Source organism: Veillonella sp. T11011-6, from assembly GCF_002959755.1.
GTDB lineage: Bacteria > Bacillota > Negativicutes > Veillonellales > Veillonellaceae > Veillonella.
The window spans coordinates 84,132-101,365 of sequence record NZ_PPCW01000001.1 but is presented as its reverse complement, the minus strand read 5'-3'; the positions used below and the strand labels follow the sequence as shown (position 1 = coordinate 101,365).

The 17,234-nt window shown below is 36.8% G+C and carries 16 protein-coding genes; all 16 read right to left on the bottom strand.

What is annotated here, in order from left to right:
* The 16 genes from nrdG to VRHSUH10_RS00375 all read right to left on the bottom strand — a co-directional run bounded on the left by nrdG (window position 1) and on the right by VRHSUH10_RS00375 (window position 17,205).
* Complete coding sequence (nrdG, locus tag VRHSUH10_RS00450) at window positions 1-498, bottom strand: anaerobic ribonucleoside-triphosphate reductase activating protein (RefSeq protein ID WP_105089023.1); 498 nt, start codon at window positions 496-498, stop codon at window positions 1-3.
* Between the two features lie 137 nt (window positions 499-635).
* Window positions 636-2,786 (bottom strand): anaerobic ribonucleoside-triphosphate reductase, encoded by a 2,151-nt coding sequence (gene nrdD, locus VRHSUH10_RS00445; protein WP_060924760.1) that lies wholly within the window; start codon window positions 2,784-2,786, stop codon window positions 636-638.
* Between the two features lie 245 nt (window positions 2,787-3,031).
* Complete coding sequence (locus VRHSUH10_RS00440) at window positions 3,032-3,835, bottom strand: CpsB/CapC family capsule biosynthesis tyrosine phosphatase (RefSeq protein ID WP_105089022.1); 804 nt, start codon at window positions 3,833-3,835, stop codon at window positions 3,032-3,034.
* Window positions 3,836-4,098: 263 nt separating this feature from the next.
* Window positions 4,099-4,545, bottom strand: a complete 447-nt coding sequence (locus tag VRHSUH10_RS00435; RefSeq protein ID WP_105089021.1) for a VanZ family protein — start codon at window positions 4,543-4,545, stop codon at window positions 4,099-4,101.
* 34 nt (window positions 4,546-4,579) lie between these two features.
* Window positions 4,580-5,746, bottom strand: coding sequence for a nucleotide sugar dehydrogenase (locus tag VRHSUH10_RS00430; protein WP_105089020.1), 1,167 nt, complete (start codon window positions 5,744-5,746; stop codon window positions 4,580-4,582).
* On the bottom strand, window positions 5,747-6,844 hold the full coding sequence (locus VRHSUH10_RS00425) for an NAD-dependent epimerase/dehydratase family protein (RefSeq protein WP_105089019.1): 1,098 nt from the start codon (window positions 6,842-6,844) through the stop codon (window positions 5,747-5,749).
* Between the two features lie 26 nt (window positions 6,845-6,870).
* Entirely contained in the window at window positions 6,871-8,322 is a 1,452-nt protein-coding gene (locus tag VRHSUH10_RS00420; RefSeq protein ID WP_105089018.1) for a lipopolysaccharide biosynthesis protein, read from the bottom strand.
* Window positions 8,322-9,461 (bottom strand): CapA family protein, encoded by a 1,140-nt coding sequence (locus VRHSUH10_RS00415; RefSeq protein WP_105089017.1) that lies wholly within the window; start codon window positions 9,459-9,461, stop codon window positions 8,322-8,324. The genes VRHSUH10_RS00420 and VRHSUH10_RS00415 overlap by 1 nt, the downstream gene beginning before the upstream one ends.
* The gene (locus tag VRHSUH10_RS00410; RefSeq protein ID WP_105089016.1) at window positions 9,439-10,371 is read right to left on the bottom strand and encodes an ATP-grasp fold amidoligase family protein; all 933 of its coding nucleotides are present in this window, start codon (window positions 10,369-10,371) and stop codon (window positions 9,439-9,441) included. Before VRHSUH10_RS00410 ends, VRHSUH10_RS00415 begins: the two co-directional genes overlap by 23 nt.
* The gene (locus VRHSUH10_RS00405; protein ID WP_105089015.1) at window positions 10,349-11,590 is read right to left on the bottom strand and encodes an O-antigen ligase; all 1,242 of its coding nucleotides are present in this window, start codon (window positions 11,588-11,590) and stop codon (window positions 10,349-10,351) included. Before VRHSUH10_RS00405 ends, VRHSUH10_RS00410 begins: the two co-directional genes overlap by 23 nt.
* A gap of 19 nt (window positions 11,591-11,609) precedes the next feature.
* A complete protein-coding gene (locus VRHSUH10_RS00400; RefSeq protein WP_105089014.1) occupies window positions 11,610-12,677 on the bottom strand; it encodes a glycosyltransferase in 1,068 nt (355 codons plus the stop codon).
* Window positions 12,674-13,723, bottom strand: coding sequence for an NAD(P)-dependent oxidoreductase (locus VRHSUH10_RS00395; protein WP_105089013.1), 1,050 nt, complete (start codon window positions 13,721-13,723; stop codon window positions 12,674-12,676). Before VRHSUH10_RS00395 ends, VRHSUH10_RS00400 begins: the two co-directional genes overlap by 4 nt.
* On the bottom strand, window positions 13,716-14,438 hold the full coding sequence (locus VRHSUH10_RS00390) for a 2-C-methyl-D-erythritol 4-phosphate cytidylyltransferase (RefSeq protein ID WP_105089012.1): 723 nt from the start codon (window positions 14,436-14,438) through the stop codon (window positions 13,716-13,718). The genes VRHSUH10_RS00395 and VRHSUH10_RS00390 overlap by 8 nt, the downstream gene beginning before the upstream one ends.
* A gap of 15 nt (window positions 14,439-14,453) precedes the next feature.
* The gene (locus tag VRHSUH10_RS00385; protein WP_105089011.1) at window positions 14,454-15,314 is read right to left on the bottom strand and encodes a phosphorylcholine transferase LicD; all 861 of its coding nucleotides are present in this window, start codon (window positions 15,312-15,314) and stop codon (window positions 14,454-14,456) included.
* 11 nt (window positions 15,315-15,325) lie between these two features.
* Complete coding sequence (locus VRHSUH10_RS00380; RefSeq protein WP_105089010.1) at window positions 15,326-16,012, bottom strand: sugar transferase; 687 nt, start codon at window positions 16,010-16,012, stop codon at window positions 15,326-15,328.
* The gene (locus tag VRHSUH10_RS00375; protein ID WP_105089009.1) at window positions 16,006-17,205 is read right to left on the bottom strand and encodes a DegT/DnrJ/EryC1/StrS aminotransferase family protein; all 1,200 of its coding nucleotides are present in this window, start codon (window positions 17,203-17,205) and stop codon (window positions 16,006-16,008) included. Before VRHSUH10_RS00375 ends, VRHSUH10_RS00380 begins: the two co-directional genes overlap by 7 nt.
* Window positions 17,206-17,234 lie beyond the last annotated feature (29 nt).

The window sequence follows — 17,234 nt, the reverse complement described above, 5'->3', positions numbered from 1 at the left end:
TTACTCCATTGCTAATACGACTTCGCCTGTTTCTAATGTTTTCTTAACATCTATAATACGTTGATTAGATGACCCTCTAAATCGCAATGCTGGATCTTTTAGTTCATCTACAAAGCGACCGTCTACGAGAATATCAATTTCATGTAATAAAGCGCTTCTCAACTTATCTTCTAAGATATCATCTATAGTATAACCTGAATAGGCCCAAATTTTCTTGTCTGGCGCCGCCGCACGGACTGCCCGCACCACCGGCAATAAACCTTGTACATTTTGGAACGGTTCCCCACCTAACAAGGTTAAACCTGAGCATGTTGGAGTTTTCACATAGGATACAACTAAATCAGTTTCAGATTGAGTCCACTCCTTACCGGCATTAAAATCCTGGTATTCTTCATTAAAACAGTTATAACAACAATGTGTACAACCGGTTACGAATATAGATGTACGAATACCTTCCCCATTGGCAATATCATATTGTCTTATTTGCCCATATCTCATAATTACCTCCATAGTAGTGGTAATCAACTTTGACTAACACTATATAGATATATTTCTATTTCTTACAAACGCAGTAAAAGCTGTGCCTTAAGCACAGCTTTTACCATGTATTTATAGCAACTATAATTCTAATAATTTTAAATGTGCATTACACGATCTTTGATTTCTTTCGTACGACCTTCATTCCAGAAGTTTTCACCTAAATAACCACAAGTACGACGAATTACAGTTAATTTATCTCGGTTTGTGTTGTGGCAACGAGGACATTCCCATTCATTATGTTCATTGACCTTAATTTCACCATCAAAACCACATTCGTGACAGTAGTCGGACTTGGTATTAAACTCAGCATAAGAAATATGATCATAAATATATTGAATCATAGTCAAAACAGCTGGGATATTGTTAGTCATATTCGGAATTTCCGCATAGGAAATACAACCGCCGGTCGATTTCTTTTGGAATTCAGATTCAAAATTAAACTTATCAAATACATTGATTTCTTCACGAACATTTACGTGATAACTATTAGTGTAATATCCTTTATCAGTAATATCTTCAATTACACCAAAGCGAGCACGATCTAGAGAAGAGAATCGATTTGTTAAGCTTTCAGCAGGTGTACCATATAAACCAAAGCCAAGATTATGTTTATCATGCCATAGATTGATGGCATCATTTAAACGATCCATAATTTTCATGGCGAATACACGACCTTTTTCACCTGTATTAGACTCACCGGTAATCAATCGAGTTGCTTCATAAATACCGATGTAGCCAAGAGAAATTGTTGCATAACCACCAGTAAGGAAACGAGCGATTTTCTCTCCTTTTTTTAGGCGCGCAATAGCACCGTGTTGCCAATGAATTGGCGATACATCACTCACTACATCCTTTAATAAGTTGTAACGTAACAGTAATGCTTTTTCCGCTAATTCAAGACGTTTATCTAAAATTTCAAAGAATCTTTCTTCACTACCGCGAGCTAAGATACCAATTTGAGGTAAGTTCAAACTTACAACGCCCATATTAAAGCGCCCATCAAACTTATAGTTCCCCTTTTCATCCTTCCAAGGAGATAAGAAAGAACGACATCCCATTGGGCTAAATACATTACCCTCATAGTTTTCCTTCATCTTCTTAGCGGAAATATAATCTGGATACATGCGTTTAGCAGTACATTGTGCAGCAAGTTCAGTTAAATAGTAATATGGACTATCAGGCGTTACATTATGTTCATCAAGAACATAAATCAATTTAGGGAATGCTGGCGTAATATATACATCAGCTTCATTTTTTACACCCTTAATACGTTGGCGCAAAATCTCTTCTGTAATAAGAGCAGCCTCTTTAGCGTATTCATAATCAGGTTTAAAATACATGAACAATGTAACAAATGGAGATTGACCATTTGTAGTCATCAATGTATTGATTTGATATTGGATAGTTTGGATACCATCCTTAACCTCTTTACGCGTACGTTTCCACGCAATTTCACGGGCTTTTTCCATATTTGGTTCCATCCCGTAAATCTCAACTTGTTCTTCAATAACATTGTTGAGGATTTTTTCGTAAGATTTACGTACGAATGGCGCCAAAATGCGATCGATACCATTGATACTTTGACCGCCGTATTGACCAGATGCAACTTGGGCAATAATTTGCGTTGTTACTGTACATGCAACTTGGAAGGATTTAGGTGTATCAATTTTCTTACCATTGATAACCGTACCATTTGTTAGCATATCTTCCAAATTGATCAAGCAACAGTTAAACATAGGCTGGATAATGTAATCCATATCATGGAAGTGAATAGCACCACTATCATGGGCTTCTAAAATATCTGTAGGAATTAATTTACGGCGAGCGATATCCTTAGATACTTCACCAGCAATTAAATCACGTTGTGTAGATACAATAGCAGCATCCTTATTAGAGTTTTCATCGAGAACGCTGACATTACTGCGATCTAATAAACCGATTACATCATCATCAGTGGTATTTTGACGACGTTTAAAAGCTTGAACAGCTTTGTAACCTTCATAGGCACGTGCCGTTGCAGGATTATGATACTCAATCAACTTATAATACACTTGATCTTCAATAGCATAAATTGTCATGTCTTTTTGGAGCTTTGTAGCATATTCTTCAATTTCATCAGCAATACGCTGTGCCAACCCCTCTTCGTACAACCCTGTACTACTATGCTCAGCTTTTTCTATAGCCAAAGCAATCTTATTCTTATCAAATGGTACCTTTGTACCATCCCGTTTAATGACCTGCAACATATTGGCAACCTCCCCATTTTGTTACCGCTGAAATATATGTTAAGACATAGAAAAAAGTATGGAAAACCATACTTTTTATAAATTTATATGTAAAAATGTAAAGAATTATGACTAAACTCTCTATTTTTTACCGCTAACTCAGTATACTATATATGGTGGTTGTTTTCAAGAACAAATACAATATAAAGTAAAAATAGGCTCTTTTAGCCATGCCAATACAGCATGAATAAAAGAACCTATATAAATTATAATGTAAAACCAAATAGACGTGTCAAGAAATTGGACTTTTGACCTACCCAACTAGAAGGCACTGATGGATAGAATGTGCGATCAGCTAAAAGATCGCGCTCATTGAGATGAATATTCGGCAACAAATCTTTTTTGTACGTACTATCTAATTGAGAAATAGCTTCTACGTATCCTTGATGTGCTTGCACATCACTTTGATTACAGTAACCAGTACCAAAGAAGTGAATTAGACCATTGCGATATAATTCAATAGCTCTATGATAATTAGCATTGCTATGATTAAAGGAAGCCATATTACATTGAATTAGTATCCCTTTATCTACCCATTCCAACAATTGCTCTGGTTTCGTAAACAATTGACGATGTGTCTCTACTTCACTAATGATAGGAATAATCCCCATATTAAGCAAAGCTAGCAACCATGCATTAATGTGATGAACTTTGCTATTCTCAGGAATGGACACTAACATAAAATGGCTATTCCCCAATAGATATTGATTGCGATGAGATGCAATATATTCAATCATTTCATCACAAAGCAAAACGCGAGCACCACCATGAATAGTTACATCCACTTGTTGTTCCCCTACAGCAAGCTTCACATCATTCAATGTTGTTTCCATCTCATCCCATGTATTCATATCTATAGATACGGTTACATCAGGTGTACTAAAAATATCTGTAATACCTTGTTCAGCCAAGGATTTTATCATTTTTACTGATTCTGCCATTGTTTGTGGCCCTTGAGGCCCTAACACAGCTGGCAAAATGCAACCATGTAAGTCAACCACGCGATTCATATTCTTTCCCTTCTACTTACGATAATCCCTTACAGAAATCGTTCTCTTTATAAAGTTCATGTTTATCTCATTTATTTTTCATTTTCTATTCATGATTATATCAAGGGAAAAGTGGCTTGTACAGTGGTTTTTATATAAAAATAGATAAATTATAATATGTTCATTTAATATATTTTTTATATTTTCATGCTATCTTCATTAAAAATACCTCATAATCGCTAAGATTATGAGGTATTTTTACATATTTGTATATTATTAACAAATTAATTTTTAAATGTACTTCGTTTATACCTGATGTAATGGACTAGCTTCACTACTAGAATACCAATAACAACACCAACAGTATCAATCAAAATATCAGAAATCTGAGAGCTACGCCCTGGTGAGAACAATTGTATAAATTCATCAAGACCAGCTATCAACATGCCTAAACCTATGGTCTTTATTACGGTACCGTATGTAATATATCGACGTAGAATCGTATATAAAACACCACCAAGGATTGTAAACTCTGTGAGATGGGCTAACTTTCGAACAATCCTATTCAAGGTCCATATATTTCCATGAAAGCCTAACTTATTTACTATAGGAGCAAAGGTCTCTGCAAAGAGCAAGCTAAATCCATCTGAAGATCCGCCATTTTGCATCGAATTATCCCATATAAAAAATACAATTAGACCTAATAGAATATATAGTATCCAACGTTTCATATTACACTCCTAAACGCCATAATACATATCTATCTTAATCGCGGTCAAAAATATCTCTTGTATAAACTTTATCCTTCACATCTTCTAAACTCTTATCCCAACGATTAGCCACTATAACGTCACTAACACGTTTAAAGTCTTCAAAGTTACGGATAACAGGTGAATTAAAGAAATCTTCTGCATCAAGAGTCGGTTCATAAACAACGACGGCAATCCCTTTTGCCTTGATACGCTTCATTACACCTTGAATTGCAGATGCTCTAAAATTATCAGAATTCATTTTCATCGTCAAGCGATAAATGCCAACAATTTTTGGATTTTTCCCTATAATAACATCTGCAACATGGTCTTTACGAGTTCTATTAGCATCTACAATAGCAGAGATTAAATTTTGTGGAACATCATTATAGTTAGCTAATAACTGCTTAGTATCTTTTGGTAAGCAATACCCACCATAACCAAAGGATGGATTATTATAGAAGTCTCCAATGCGAGGATCTAAACAAACGCCATTAATAATTTGGCTTGTATTAAGGCCACGAACCTCAGCATAAGAATCTAACTCATTAAAGTAGGCCACACGTAATGCTAAATAGGTATTGGCAAACAATTTAATAGCTTCTGCTTCTGTAGAATCTGTATACAATTGAGGCACATTTTCTTTAATGGCACCATCAGCTAAGAGTTGACCAAAACAACGGGCCCGTTCAGAATCTTCCCCTACCACAATACGGGAAGGATGTAAATTATCATATAAAGCTTTACCTTCACGTAAGAACTCTGGAGAGAAAATCAAATTCTCTGTGTTAAATTCCTTACGCATTTGAACTGTATACCCAACGGGCACAGTTGACTTAATAATCATAATAGCATCTGGATTAATATCTAATACGGTTTTAATAACTTGTTCTACAGAAGAGGTATCAAAGAAGTTCTTTTGAGGATCGTAATTAGTAGGCGTTGAAATAATAACATACTCAGCACCTTTAAAAGCTTCTACAGGATCTAATGTAGCTTTAAAGTTTAACTTCTTAGTAGCTAAATACTCCTGCAATTCCGCATCTACAATAGGCGACTCTTTGCGATTTAGCATTTCAACCTTTTCAGGGATAATATCGAGGGCCACCACTTCATTATGTTGTGCTAATAAAACACCGTTTGAAAGGCCTACATAGCCTGTACCAGCAATTGCAATCTTCATTTATTTGCCCTCCGTCATGTAAAACTCTTTATACCATATAGCAAATTTCCGTAACCCTTCCCGTAAAGATGTATTTGGCTTGAATCCAAAATCTTCTTCTAGAGCACTTGTATCTGCATAGGTAACAGGTACATCGCCTGGTTGCATCGCCACTAATTCTTTATGGTCTTCAAAATTATAATCCTCTGGTAATACGCCAGCAGCAACTAATTCCTCTGAAAGAATACGCACAAAATCTAGAAGATTTTCAGGATGACTATTGCCAATATTATAAATAGCATACGGAGGAACTGGTAAACCATCGGCACCGTTGCGACGTTCTGGAGCCGCACACATAACCTTAGATACGCCCTCTACTATATCATCGATATAGGTAAAGTCACGTTTACAGTTACCATAGTTAAAGATTTTTATAGTACCACCGCTCCGCAACGTATTAGTAAAGCCAAAGTATGCCATATCTGGACGACCTGCAGGACCGTACACAGTGAAAAAACGAAGCCCCGTACTAGGGATGTTATATAACTTGGCATACGAATAAGCCAATAATTCATTCGATTTTTTAGTAGCTGCATACAGAGAAACAGGGTTATCTACTTTATGCTCTGTAGAGTATGGAATTTGTTTATTCGCACCATATACAGAAGAAGATGATGCGTAAACTAAATGCTCTACTCCGCTTTCACCATTATCATAAGAATGACGACAAGCCTCTAATATATTGTAGAAACCAATAATATTAGACTCGATATACGCATCGGGATTTGTAATAGAATAACGTACACCCGCCTGTGCTGCTAAGTTAACAACAACACGTGGTTTATAGGTAGAGAAGATTTCTTCAACAAAGGCCTTATCTGCAATATTACCTTTTTTAAAGATCCACGTATTTTTATTATCTTTGCTCATCTCGTCAATTTGTTGCAAACGATAATCCTTTAAAGCCACGTCATAGTAATCATTAACAGAATCTATGCCGATAATTTGAGTTCCTTCTGCTTCAGATAACAGGGACATAACGAGATTAGCCCCTACAAATCCAGCGGCTCCCGTTACAAGGATCACCGTATTGTTTAAGTCTACATTTTTTGAAAGCATATGTACTCCTTTCATAGTTCTGTCAATTATGAGCGTCTTACTTTACTTAATACTTTATCAACGCCAGAAGTGATAATAGTGCGCTCAGATGGTATGAGATATAAGATAACTACATACAATACAACGCATAAAATCATACAAGCTATAGTCCACCACACCGCATCATATAAATGTAAAATACTATATGCAAGAGCACCAACAATAGATGCGGTAATTAGATATACACCTATATTAGTAATTACCCGAAGAGCACTCATATGTATAAATAATGCTAAGAAAATCATGGCAACCATTAACATTTCCATGCGTACTATTGAGCGAGCATAGACAAATGTACTAAAGTCATACTGAATACAAATATAAATGACTGGTATTAATACAACTAAATGTAATATTTGAGTCCAGAATGATAAATTAGGAACTCCTTTTGCACGGAATACTTCAGAAATCAAATTCGCTGTTACTGTCATAATAGCGGAACTCAAGGCCCAAGATCCCAATACAATACCTGCTAACTTCCATTGTGGTCCCAATAAGAGATCAACAACAAAGTCTTGGAATACAAACAAGCCTATCCCTATAGGTACTAAAAAAAGAGCCATATAGCGTTGGAAGGTAAAGAATGTATTTGAGAATGCCTGTTCATCCTGTTGAACTCGACTTAAAGCGGCAAATAATACAGGCGCTAAAGATGAAGTAGCCATGGCCATAACAGTTGTAACAATAGCCATAGGCATTTTGTATATCCCTAAATAATAGGCATCTAAAAAGCGACTAATAATGAAGGTATCCACCCATGCGGTAAGCCAAATAGAAAATGCTTCAGCCAATGACCATGCACTATAACTAAACATATTCATAAAGACTCGAGAACTAAAGAAGAGATGGATTTGATTTTTCCTACTCTTCAATAAAGCCAAAGCCGTAAATAACTGAGCCCCTAACATACCAGCGATTAAAGACCAATAGTCATATCCCATGAGCGCCATAGGTATGGATATCAATATAGGAGTCAGAATTGTGATGAGCCGAATGTTAAGAAGAAACTTAAAATTAAAGTCCCGTCTATACAAGGCCATTTGTACACTACTGAAAGCAGAGAGCGGAATCATGGCCCCCATTATGGCCAACGGTATGCCTAATCCATCATTTCCAACTAATACAGCCAGTTCATCACGACCGACTATAATAGCTCCCCATAAGAGTAGAGAAAGAACTAAGTTAGCAATAAAAGCTACATCTGTAGCCTCCTGTTTCTCTTTATCACTTTGAAACTCATGCTGTACAAGAAACTTTTGGAATCCCGCATCAGCTAGCATTTCTGCAAAGGATATAACCATCATAATTGTTGCCAATATCCCAAATGCCGTAGGTGCTAGCATATGGGCCAATATTATATTTGTTAGTGGTGTAATAAGCTTTGCTAAAACCTCTGTTATGACAGACCATTTAGCAGCAGCTACTATTTTTGTATCCATTATTTTTTATTGATATTCTTAATGCCCCGCAAGAATAATTCATGGTGAGCTTCACATTCCAAGTAATTTTGAATTGCTAAATAACTTGTTTTTCCTAAAATAAGTTGCATTAATTTTCGTCCAAATAATCCATTTATTGCGCGGATAATAAAAGATCTACCTAAAAATTCACGCAAATATCGCTTTACATGAGTATCAGCAAAATCCTTATATGCTTGAGCTACAAAATGAGCATCTCTAATATTTTCACTTCGCTTTTTATATTCCGTCAATGTTTCAAGGGCTTCTGATTCAGTAGCCAAACGAGTGCCTCTTTCGGTACCACGAATTGGCACTTCAGATACAATAAAGGTATCCTTTGTAGCCTCCACACTGATCAATAAGGAATCTTTTACAAACTCCTTATGATGTATATAGGATTCGGAGTTAAAGATAAAGTTACCTTGGCCATAAATAATAGTCCCCTTACCATAGTCCTCACGAGAACCTATACAATGACTATGTTGGCAAATTACAAGGTCTGCCCCTTTATCAACAAATTTTCTACAATATCTTTGTAACATTGGCGATGGATAGCGATAAAACTCCTTCCCACCGTGATATAGGACGATAACATAATCACAAGTTTTCTTTAAAGCTTCTACATCATCGAAGCTCTCTAATACATCAAATGGATTAGCCCCCATTGTATGACAAGAAGCAACTGTAAACTCATGTTCTGCACATAGGTAAAATCCTATACGTATACCTTCTTTTTCAAAGATAAATGGCTTTTTAGCTGCTTTTACACTAGCACCAGCACCTGCATTTTTAATATCATGCTTTTTTAATAACTCCAGTGTAGTAGTTAATCCTTCTACACCATGATCTAAGGAGTGATTATTAGACAATGTTAAAAATATAGGTTCTAAAGCCTTATAACCGTATATTGTTTTCGTAGGAGACTTTAAATTATTACCAAATTTATCAATCGGTGTAGATGCATCAGTTAAGGGAACCTCTAGATTAAACACATTTAAATCAGATTGCTTAAAGAGTCCTAATAATTCTTTACCAACTAAAGCTTCTACATTACCAGTTTCAAATAATTCTCTGTTTATATCCGTAGGGACAAAATCAGCTCCGATGTACAGTCTCAAGGTGTAACCACTCTCCCAATTCATAATCTTTTGATATAGGACGAAACTGTTCTAATCCCGCACCAGGGAAGAACGTTAACTCTCCAATATAAAGTCGTCCCTTTATTTCATAGAAATCAACACGTAAAAACGGGCAGTCTTTACTAAGTTCCGTAGCAAGTCTTAACATCTCATCATATGTTTCAGGTCTCGGGAACTCTGTTGGCAATGGCGGATAATGACCAAAATGAATTCCCATAGGTTTCCAATCGATATCATAGAAGTTCATGCGCGTTCCAGTTTTAGAAAAACGTTCGGAACAAACTACAGTCATCTTTGGTTCACCGTGGAAACAATACATCTTATAATCTAAGATTTCATTGCTACCTAATTCAGATAAGTATTCCTCTGCGATAATCCGACGAGGAACCTCCTTATAAGGCCACTCCCTAGCAATACGTGAATAGTCCCGTTTTAGGGATGTTCTTAATTTAGCTTTGGCTGCTTCCCGATCAAGGGATGACTTATCTTTACAAATAACGATGCCCCCACTATCATGTGTACACTTCAACACAAATTGATTAGGTAACGCATCAAAGTCAATATCCTCTACGGAGTCCCAAACAGCAAGGGTGGGAATTATATATTGATCACCTACACGGTGAGCTATAAAATCTTTAGCCTCATGCTTATCTACCATGACCGTTTGTATAGGCTCTCTGTAATTAACCTTTAGCCATTGTAACTTTTCGCTGAAAGTTTTGGGGTTCTCAAGATCTAAAGGATATCCCATGTATTTAGGAAATACCTTCTTTAAAAACTCTTCATCAGTTAAAGAGTCATAATAACCTAATTTGATCAATACTCTCGTGCGATAGTAAGGTTTTGTTAAAAAGGACATGCCAACTTTACACAACTTGCTGAGCTTCATTTTTACGTCCTTTCCGGAGCAATTGCACCTCTAAATAAAACATCATCATATAAAAATATGTACTCTTACTTTCATAAGAAACCATGCCCATATCCATAACGATTTGAGAAAGGAACAAAATCAGTACCATTACATATTCATTACTATGAAAGTTCCGATAACGAATTAAGTTATAGGCAATGTATATATACATTGAGTAATACGCCAATAAGCCGATTACCCCTGTACCTGCTAATAGTTCAATATAATTATTATGTAAATAATAATTCTCTTTACCATATAAAAAATAGGTAAGTACAGATGGATTATTTACCCCCACCCCAGTGATGGGCGATTGATAAAATAAATCCCACCCTATATCAACCAAGGCTAAACGAATAATGGTAGATGAATCACCACCAGTACCGGAGAAAGCATCCACCATACTCGACATACGATCCAGAACCTCTGAAAACATAGGTAATTGTAGAACTGCAATACCAATGATAGTAAGAGCTAACAATGAGCCAATAATCTTAGCAATAGAATTTACTACATTGGCACTACGTAAACTTTTAAATACAAATAGTAATACTGTACCAACAACAACAAATACTAACGCTTTACGACTACCAGTAGCTGCTAGAATCCCCAATGTAGGTAAGGCTATAATATTCCACCAACGAGGTCGATCGTATAACATGTAATACAATGTCATAACGATAGCATTGGCACCTAATAAACCTACAGTATTCGCATTTAATGCATCATTTGCAATTCGTGCAGAAGATGACAAAACCATAATAAAGTAATCTAAGCCATAGAAATATACCGTGTAAAAACAAACTATATAACCAGTCCACATACCAATTTTTAATAATGTGTCCACTGATGTTTTATCTTGATAACACATGTATAAAATGATAAGCATAAAGAATATTTTGACGATATCAAAGCTTCGACTGAGTGCTACAGATGGCTCTATAGCATTAATAGTACTCAGATAACAGGCTCCAATGAAGAGGAGCATATAACCATGCATCCAGGTAAGCCTAAATTTAATAACTCCCCGCTCTCGAATGAGATAACAAATAATAAGTCCAAATAGGCATACAAATAATACATAGGCACCATAATTCGCATCGCCAAGGGCAAAGGAAATGGTCAACGACAACACTAAAAAAATTAGAGTTATGAACCATATCATGCGGTCAGCAATAGCCGTAATATTTAACTTCAATGGTTCTCCTCCTTACAACTCATAAAACATCTAACCAACGTTTAGCAATTTTGCATAGTGGGAATTTGTCACGCACCTTAATGGCTTCTTGTGAAAGTTTAGCTGCTAGTGCAGGATCTTTTAGAACGCTACGCATGGCTTCATACATAGCCTGTATATCTCCTACAGGCACCAAGATACCATTCTCTCCACTTGTTATGACCATACGAGCCCCACCTACTGGACAGTCTGTAACAACTGTAGGCAAGCCCATGCCTAGCGCTTCAAGCATAGAGTTTGAAATACCTTCAAAATCAGATGATGAAACATACATAGAACAAGGTGCGACCTTCTCTAAAATATTACTAGCAAAGCCAGGCAATAAAATTCTATCCTCTAAATTAAGAGATTTTATTTGAGCTCGTAGTTCATCCTCTAAAACGCCTTGCCCATAAATAACGAGTTTATACTCTGGAAACTCATCTGATAGCATACTAAATGCATTGATCATCATAGGCAAATTCTTTTGCGGATGCAAGCGACATGCTGTAACGATCGTCTTTTCCCGTTCTCCCTCAATTGGTGGTGGCAATTTACCATTAATAGGATTCGGAATGATAACACCACGCTTTTGTACAGATTCAGGAAAATATGAACGTGCATCTTCCGTTTGGAATACTAAGGCATCAGCAAAGCGAAAAGCAAAATTACGCAGCGCTTGTTGATGCCAACCGATAGGTACCTTACGCGGATTATTTCGTTCTGAAAAGACAATGCGATTCTTTACAAACCAGGAACTAATAGCCAATATAAAGCTAGATGCAGACAAGAATGATAAACATGTAGCATTCGGTCTAGTCTTTAAAATCTTAATTAGCTCTTTTATTTCCTGCATAAAGCGAATCACTTTATTAGAACTTGTGGTATGAATTTCAATTTGCTCTATCCCATTTTCTAAGGCATATTCATTACCATAACAATTGGGACTAGTTTGGATGACCGTAATATGATGACCATCATGCACCCATTGACGAGCTAACTCTGTTAAAATTCGTTCAGCTCCATCATTACCAAGGGAGATAGTAACAATGATTATTTCCTTTTTCATAGGCTTTCCTCTTGGATATATTCTGCAAGTCTTACATAAGCCTGCGCCATTGTTACCTTAGGCTGCCATCCTAAGGACTTTAATTTTTTTGAACTTAAGAACATGTGCACTGTCGGCGCATAGCCTAAGCCTTGTACATCTTCTGGAATATCAAAAATGACTTCACTCTTATCATGACTTACATGGGTCGCTACTAAATGAGCAATGCTAGCTATGGAGCGAGTTTCCTCATCATGACAGACATTGTATGCTTCACCAGCTTCTCCATCCTTCATAAGGGTTAAAATGCCCGTTAATGCATCAGTAATATAGCAATAATTAGACATAGAATCACCCTTTGTATGAAGTACAATATTTTCATTTTTTAGAGCACTCTTAGTGAATTGCATAAATACGCGATTATCTGAAACAGGAACACCAGGTCCAAAAGTTTGAGCCAATCTAGCTATAACAGCTGGAACGCCAAATTCTACGGCATACGATTTACAATAACACTCACATAATCTTTTACTTTCAGAATAAGAGCTACGCACATTTAAGTGATCTAAATATCCTAATCGCTCTTCAGTCATCACCTGTCCCGATTCATAAGGAACACCATACTGTTCCATGCTCGATAGGTATACAAGTTTCTTTACCGTTTTATGACGGCCTAGTTCAAGCATAGCTTCCGTACCATGAATCGAAGTACGAATCGTTTCTACAGGATGCTCCATAAAGAACTTAGATTGTGTTGGTGCTGCACCATGTAAAATATAGTCACAAGGCACATCAATAGATTCTAAAGAACCATCGATAAGTGTAATAGAATCATTATCTAAATAATCACCTAGAATAGCCTGTGCTTTGTCATGACTACGAACATGGCCTATTACCTTTATATCCAGATTATATGTCTCATTGGCAAGTATAAGCAGTTTTATAAACATAGAGCCAATGAGTCCCGTCGCGCCTGTCACGAGAATACGCTGATGGCGGAGGAAATCAAAGTGCTCTTTATCTTGTAGTAAAGCTGCTAACTCGCGTTTAATAACGGAATTACTCATCTTGTAATCCTCCTAATTCACGGTTCTTTATAATACCTGTGAACATATAATAATCAGATGGTGTCGTAATTTTTATATTTTCTGTCTCCCCTAATACTGGATACAATGTGTAACCATAATGCATCATCATGGACGCAGAATCGATAAAATCATGGATACCTTCTACTTTTGCTCGATCATGAACCGATAGAATATCGTCTAGTTTAAAGCTTTGAGGTGCTTTTGCCATAAGACATTCACTGCGATTTAAAATACGATTGATAGAACCATTATCCGTAACCATAACGGTTTCAATAGCAGGTGTAACAGTGATAGCAGACCCCTTTGTTTCTACAGATTCGATATTTCTCTCTATTGTTTCCTTATCTACAAGCGGTCTAACACCATCGTGAATCAATACAGTAACATCTTCATTAGGAAATAAACACTTCGCTTCTGCCAATCCATTATATTGAGAATCTAAAGCACTTTCTCCACCTGGAACAATGGATAGAACCTTTTGTAACCCAGCCTCTTTGATGAGGTTCTTGGTGTGATCAATCCACTCTGCTTTGCAGGCTAGAACAATGCCATCAATTAAGTCCGTTTCTTCAAATACATCTAAAGTTTGAATCAAAATAGGTCTACCGTTCCATTCAAGAAACTGTTTTGGCGTCTTGCTGTTATTCATACGAGCACCTACGCCACCCGCAAAGATTACTGCTATTCGTTTCATAGGCCCTCCTTAAGGTTAAGCTTCGTTTTTGGCATAATGTATGCCTCTATACTCCTTGTAAGGTGTATGCAAATCAGCAAATACAGCATCATGTTTAGCTACGCGCTGTTCTACTGGTGGTAGTTGCATATAATCGCCCCAAATGAGACGTAAATATCTTTCATACCCTTTCATAACTGGTATTTGATGACCTTCAAAATCCTTATATACAACAGATTCGAAGTCTTCTCGAGGATGACGCAGCTTCATACCCTTCAAACTACCAATTAATTCAGTACACTCCTTACTCGTATTGAAATCGTATTTAGTCATTTGCTTTTCCGCAAAACGCCAAATATGATAACGTAACGACTGACTAGAAAATACCTTGTAAATACATCCTGCTAATGCACGATACATCGGTCCTTTATTATCAGGCAATCGTTGAGCATTAAAAAGTGCAAAGGTCATGGCCCACATCAATTGCAGTGTACGACTAATTTTTCCTGGTGCACATCCATCAATAGGCATGATTTCAAGAGCTAAACCGTGACAAATATCTTCGTGCATACTATGACGATTAATAAATGTCGTGTTGTTATCTCGAATAGAAGCACCTGCATCATGATAAATATGATTTCGATCAGTTCGACAATATGTATACCGTTCTGTATCTGCATACTTAGGCCATAATTCAGCTAATTTTTCGTAATCTGGACGGGGCATAAATAAATCTAAATCGTCATCCCAAGGGATAAAGCCATTATGACGTATCGCCCCAATGAGGCCACCGCCACAGAGATAAAAGCGCAAATTATGTTTGTCACAAAACTCTTTAAAGTACAGCAACATAGTAAGCTCTTTTTCTTGTATTTCCTTTGTCATAGATGTACTCATAGGGACCTCTTTCAACGTAATACAGCTAATACTGTATCAACCATCGTTTTAATATCTTGTAGAAAAGAAAATTCTTTAATACTCTTTAAATTCCAAGCCATCTTGCCTGGTAATACCTCATTAATATAGACTTCATCAACATTTTGAGCATTTTGTAAAAGTTGATCTTCATCTTTATAAGCAATGCTTGCCACACTAGTTACACCAGCTGGCAATAATAGGGTTGCCTTCATTTCATCGGTATAAGCCGCCACATAGCGAGGCACTTCTGGTCTTGTGCCGACAAAGCTCATATCGCCTAAAAGAATATTGATAAGCTGAGGCAATTCATCAAGACGACAACTACGAAGCATATTTCCGACCTTAGTAACGCGCATATCATTTTGTGATGTCACTTGAGCACCTAATGATTCTGCATTTTTTACCATTGTGCGGAATTTATAGATGCCAAAGGTACGGCCATACTGTGTAACCCGTGTTTGACGAAAGAAAACCTCTCCTTCGCTATCCCGTTTAATCATAATGGCTAACACAAGGAATACAGGGCTCAATATAATGAGCATTCCTGCGGCCATAAGGCGGTCAAAAATACTTTTACATAAAAGGCTCCCACGCTTTTGATTTAACAATTCAAAATAAGGACGTACAGCTTCACACTGCAGCTCTTTTGGGAGATCGTGAAAGTTTTTTACTAGCATTCGGTAATAATCCTTTTAAATGTTTCAATGATATATTTAACTTCTTCATCTGTTAGCAATGTATGAAGAGGTAATGTGATTTCATTTTTAAACTGATTATAAGCATTTGGATAATCATCAATAGTGAATCCTAAATTCTTGTAAGCCGTATGCATCGGAATTGGTTTGTAATGTACATTCGTTGCAATGCCAGCTTCAGCCATAGCTTCAATTACCTTGTTGCGATATTCAGCATCTCGACCATCTAGTCGTACTAAATATAAATGTCCACTGCTTTGATGATCATCCGTATAGTGATGTAATAATGTAACCGGTAAATCCTTAAACGCCGCATCATAAGCACCGATGATTTCTTTACGACGTGCTAACAGTTTTGGGTACCGTTCAAATTGAGCGAGCCCAATAGCTGCCATAATATCAGTCATATTACATTTATAATAGGTACCTTTAATATCATATTCCCAAGCGCCTGCTTTTGTTTTAGCAAGAGCATCCTTATCTTGACCATGCAAAGATAACAATTGGAATTGCTTATAAATAGCTTCATCATCAATACCATCTATGTGTCTCCATGTAGCACAGCCACCTTCAGCAGTTGTAAAATTCTTTACTGCATGGAAGGAAAAACTGCTGAAATCAGCTACATTACCTGTTGGTGTACCTTTATATGAGGCCCCAAAGGAATGTGCACAGTCCGCTACAATAGGAATATGTGCCAATGCTTTTTGAATATCATTAGATGGTGTAAAGAGAGATTTCTTTTCTTCTACAATGGAACGCAAACGATCGTAGTCACAAGGGACACCAGCAATATCTACGGGGATAATAGCTTTTGTTTTTGGCGTAATAGCACGAGCCACTGCATCGTAATCCATTTCAAATGAATCTTTTTGGGTATCAACAAGAACTAGTGTAGCTCCCACATGAACAACAGGACTTGCACTAGCTGTATAGGAATAAGCACTAGTAATTACTTCATCGCCGGGGCCAATACCTAATACACGAAGAGACATCTCAAGCGCCGCGGTAGCAGAGTTTAAACAAACAGCTTTAGGTGTACCTAACTGTACCGCAATCTTTTTCTCTAATTCTTTTGTGCGCGGACCAGTTGTAATCCAACCACTTTTTAAGGCTTCTACAACTTCATTGATTTCTAACTCTGTAATATCGGGAGGGGAAAAATTAATTTTCATATACAATCACCTCATGACTTTCTGTACCT

What these genes read in the sequence shown, in the direction of transcription:
- VRHSUH10_RS00410 (WP_105089016.1), bottom strand. Translation starts at nt 10,371, where the DNA reads ATGAAGCTCAGCAAGTTGTGTAAAGTTGGCATGTCCTTTTTAACAAAA.
- VRHSUH10_RS00420 (WP_105089018.1), bottom strand. Translation starts at nt 8,322, where the DNA reads ATGGATACAAAAATAGTAGCTGCTGCTAAATGGTCTGTCATAACAGAG.
- VRHSUH10_RS00395 (WP_105089013.1), bottom strand. Translation starts at nt 13,723, where the DNA reads ATGAGTAATTCCGTTATTAAACGCGAGTTAGCAGCTTTACTACAAGAT.
- VRHSUH10_RS00425 (WP_105089019.1), bottom strand. Translation starts at nt 6,844, where the DNA reads ATGCTTTCAAAAAATGTAGACTTAAACAATACGGTGATCCTTGTAACG.
- VRHSUH10_RS00390 (WP_105089012.1), bottom strand. Translation starts at nt 14,438, where the DNA reads ATGAAACGAATAGCAGTAATCTTTGCGGGTGGCGTAGGTGCTCGTATG.
- nrdD (WP_060924760.1), bottom strand. Translation starts at nt 2,786, where the DNA reads ATGTTGCAGGTCATTAAACGGGATGGTACAAAGGTACCATTTGATAAG.
- VRHSUH10_RS00440 (WP_105089022.1), bottom strand. Translation starts at nt 3,835, where the DNA reads ATGAATCGCGTGGTTGACTTACATGGTTGCATTTTGCCAGCTGTGTTA.
- VRHSUH10_RS00400 (WP_105089014.1), bottom strand. Translation starts at nt 12,677, where the DNA reads ATGAAAAAGGAAATAATCATTGTTACTATCTCCCTTGGTAATGATGGA.
- VRHSUH10_RS00435 (WP_105089021.1), bottom strand. Translation starts at nt 4,545, where the DNA reads ATGAAACGTTGGATACTATATATTCTATTAGGTCTAATTGTATTTTTT.
- VRHSUH10_RS00385 (WP_105089011.1), bottom strand. Translation starts at nt 15,314, where the DNA reads ATGAGTACATCTATGACAAAGGAAATACAAGAAAAAGAGCTTACTATG.
- nrdG (WP_105089023.1), bottom strand. Translation starts at nt 498, where the DNA reads ATGAGATATGGGCAAATAAGACAATATGATATTGCCAATGGGGAAGGT.
- VRHSUH10_RS00380 (WP_105089010.1), bottom strand. Translation starts at nt 16,012, where the DNA reads ATGCTAGTAAAAAACTTTCACGATCTCCCAAAAGAGCTGCAGTGTGAA.
- VRHSUH10_RS00430 (WP_105089020.1), bottom strand. Translation starts at nt 5,746, where the DNA reads ATGAAGATTGCAATTGCTGGTACAGGCTATGTAGGCCTTTCAAACGGT.
- VRHSUH10_RS00375 (WP_105089009.1), bottom strand. Translation starts at nt 17,205, where the DNA reads ATGAAAATTAATTTTTCCCCTCCCGATATTACAGAGTTAGAAATCAAT.